Source organism: Neobacillus drentensis, assembly GCF_036966985.1.
GTDB classification, from domain to species: Bacteria; Bacillota; Bacilli; order Bacillales; family Cytobacillaceae; genus Neobacillus; species Neobacillus drentensis_E.
Genome location: NZ_JBALSN010000550.1, coordinates 1 through 3,158, shown reverse-complemented (window position 1 = coordinate 3,158; position 3,158 = coordinate 1). Strand labels below are relative to the sequence as shown.

At 38.1% G+C, this 3,158-nt stretch carries 5 protein-coding genes; 4 read left to right on the top strand and 1 reads right to left on the bottom strand.

Features of this window, described 5'->3' with window-relative positions; translation table 11 throughout:
* Positions 1 to 115: 115 nt before the first annotated feature.
* Positions 116 to 625 (top strand): TlpA family protein disulfide reductase, encoded by a 510-nt coding sequence (locus tag V7659_RS27805; RefSeq protein ID WP_144547638.1) that lies wholly within the window; start codon positions 116 to 118, stop codon positions 623 to 625.
* Positions 626 to 669: 44 nt separating this feature from the next.
* Here V7659_RS27805 and V7659_RS27800 read toward each other — a convergent pair whose 3' ends face one another.
* Positions 670 to 1,365 (bottom strand): SIMPL domain-containing protein, encoded by a 696-nt coding sequence (locus tag V7659_RS27800; protein WP_335543303.1) that lies wholly within the window; start codon positions 1,363 to 1,365, stop codon positions 670 to 672.
* A gap of 196 nt (positions 1,366 to 1,561) precedes the next feature.
* Here V7659_RS27800 and spoIIIAA point away from each other — a divergent pair, with 196 nt between their 5' ends.
* The 3 genes from spoIIIAA to spoIIIAC form a co-directional block, all read left to right on the top strand.
* Positions 1,562 to 2,485: a stage III sporulation protein AA gene (gene spoIIIAA / locus V7659_RS27795; protein ID WP_335543302.1), complete on the top strand. Its 924-nt coding sequence runs from the start codon at positions 1,562 to 1,564 to the stop codon at positions 2,483 to 2,485.
* Positions 2,486 to 3,001, top strand: a complete 516-nt coding sequence (spoIIIAB, locus tag V7659_RS27790) for a stage III sporulation protein SpoIIIAB (RefSeq protein ID WP_144547635.1) — start codon at positions 2,486 to 2,488, stop codon at positions 2,999 to 3,001.
* Between the two features lie 11 nt (positions 3,002 to 3,012).
* Positions 3,013 to 3,158, top strand: a 146-nt coding sequence (gene spoIIIAC / locus V7659_RS27785) for a stage III sporulation protein AC (RefSeq protein ID WP_335543304.1), incomplete at its 3' end; no start/stop codon positions are given.

Below are 3,158 nucleotides of genomic sequence, written 5' to 3'. Positions count from 1 at the left end.
AAGAAAGAAATTGAATTCTTAAAACAACTAGAAAAATAGTTAGGATTTAAATTGGGCCTGTGTAGAATTTGCAGGCCTTTTGCATAGAACCTTAGTGGTGTCAGGAGGAAATACGATGAACAAGCGGGTCATTAAATTACTCGTATTGATTCTTATTGTAGGTATGTTCGGTTTCTTTGGTTATAGTTTAGTAACAAAAGGAAAACATACAGATGTAGGGGATAAAGCTTATAATTTTTCACTGCCAAATTTAGATGGAAGTACAACCAAACTCAGTGATTTTAAGGGAGAAGTTGTAATCTTGAATTATTTTGCCTCATGGTGTGCTCCGTGTAAGGAAGAGTTACCGGAATTAGAATCGTTTCAAAAAGAATATGGGGAAAAGTATAATTTTCTTATGATTAATCGCGGCGAGACCATGGATAAGATTAATAAAGTAACAGAGAAAAATAAAGCGGGAATGAATTACTTATTCGATTATAATGCCAAGGTCTCAAAAATGTATAATGTGACAGGGCAGCCTGAAACCTTTGTGATTGATAAGCAAGGAGTCATTAGAGAGCATTTTAATGGTCCAGTGACAGAAATGCAATTGTATAATTGGGCAAAGAAATACGACAATTAAACCACAAAAAAGGATTGAACCATAAAAATTGGTTCAATCCTTTTTTAATGTGAAGGGGTAAATTTAAATTCTGCGATTACATCTGCTCTGACTTTTATTTGTCCTGGTTCTAATGGTGTGGAAGCCATTCCTTTCACGAAAGTTGCAGACTGATTAAATACAGGCTGGACCGAACTTCCTCCTTCAACGATTAGAATTGGGGTAGGTATTAACGATACATTTATAGTGCTTGCAATGGTTTTAGCTTTTTCAGTGGCATTATTTACTGCAAGAACTAAGGCCTGCTGATAAAATAAATCTTTGTTTTTTGCAGTAAATTGAACATTAGAGACGTAGTTTACCCCGTTTTGAACAGCAGTGTCTACAACGTTTCCGATAATTGATAAATCATCTATGATTACCTTCAAAATATGACTTATTTTATAGCCGCGAAAAATTTGTTTTCCTTGATCAAAATCATATTCCGATTCAATTCGATAATCGAAGGTTTGAATATGATTTTTTGGTATGCCCAGTGTAATAAGCGAGTCGATTACCTTAGTTGCTTCAGCGGAGTTTTGTTGTTGGGCCATAATTAATTGCTTACCTTCAGTAATAATCCCTAAGTTTACTGAAGCCGAGTCGGGCTGGACGGCTAGTTCTCCCTCACCTGATACTTTAATTAAGTGACCCTTGTGAGAGCGTCCATTGCGGTCAAGGGGAGGGGGATTGTTATTGTACACTTTTAATTCCTCCTTCATGGTTATACTCTCCTATAGAATACGATTTCCCTTATGATACGTTCCGAATATTAATGAATCACTGTTAACTTTTCAAATCTTCTTCTAGCAATAATCTACGAAATTGATAAGAATTGACAGATTTGAAAGTCATAATGTGACCAAGCAGGCATACATTTTAAATAATGAGAAATGCAAATTTGAGGAGGTTGCACACGTGGAAAAAATCCTAAACTTTTTACCCAAAAAAATAGCAGACCTAATCAGCAAAATCCCTCCCAACCAAAAAGAAGAATTAGAAGAAATTCGTATTCGCATCAATCGCCCAATTGAAATAACAATGAAAGGGAAACCCAGATTTTTATCCTATATTATTCAACCAGAAGATGCTATTCATCTAATGAATAAAATCAGTCATTTCTCCATCTATACACTTGAAGAGGAGCTTAAGCAGGGGTTTATAACTGTTTCTGGAGGACATCGGATTGGGCTCGCTGGCAAAGTAATCCTTGAGGGTGGCAAGGTGAAGGCGATTAGGGATATTTCCTCTTTTAATATACGGATTGCCAGGGAGAAGGTAGGGATAGCAGAACCGCTTATACCATACATCTTTCAAGGCAGTTGGAAGCATACCATGGTGATTGGACCGCCTCAAACAGGTAAAACGACATTACTGCGTGATATTGCAAGAATTGCCTCCTCAGGATTCGATGTAAGGGGTGTAGAGTCAAGTAAGGTCGGAATTGTAGATGAACGAAGTGAAATTGCCGGTTGTGTTAATGGGATCCCGCAATTAACCTTTGGGGACCGCTTGGATGTATTAGATGCCTGTCCGAAAGCCGAAGGAATGATGATGATGATTCGTTCTATGAGTCCAGATATATTGGTAGTGGATGAAATCGGCCGGAAAGAAGATAGTGAGGCGATCCAAGAGGCTGTTCATGCAGGGATTACTTTGATGATGACCACACATGGGACGAGCATTGAAGAAGTAAAGAACAGACCATCTCTACGATATATTCTCGAACAAAAAATCTTTCAACGCTTTATTGTCTTAAATAGATCATCGGGTCCAGGAACAATTGCACATATCTTAGATGCAAATGGTAATGAAATGAATCAAAAAGTGAGAGTGACATAAATGATTAAGCTAATAGGAGCTGTTTTCATCATTGTCGCGACAACCTGGATTGGGTTTGAGATTTCCAGACGCTTTAGTGAACGGCCAAGACAACTCAGAGCGTTAAGGTCTGCACTTCAATCACTTGAAGCAGAAATCATGTACGGTCATACACCGTTACATGAAGCTGCCCGAAGGTTAGCCGACCAATTATCCAAACCACTTTCGACCTTTTTTGAAGCCTTTTCCAAGAAATTAACGGACACTGAGACAACGGTTAAAGAAGCCTGGGAAACAAGTTTAAGAGATATATGGAGTTCTACAGCATTAAAACAAGGAGAATTTGAGATTATGAAGCAATTTGGGGAAACCCTTGGCCGGCATGATCGTATCTCCCAGCAAAAACACATTATGCTGACACTGACACATCTTGAAAGAGAAGAGGCAGAAGCGATTCAAGCACAAGCAACATACGAAAAAATGGTAAAGAGCCTGGGATTCTTGTCAGGATTATTACTGATTATTTTATTATTTTAGGGGGAAAAGCAATGGGGTTAGAAGTGGATATCATATTTAAAATTGCAGGTGTAGGAATCGTGGTAGCCTTTTTGCATACTGTTTTGGACCAAGTGGGAAAAAAAGAATACGCTCAGTGGGTCACGTTGTTTGGGTTCATTTATATATTATTTCAGGT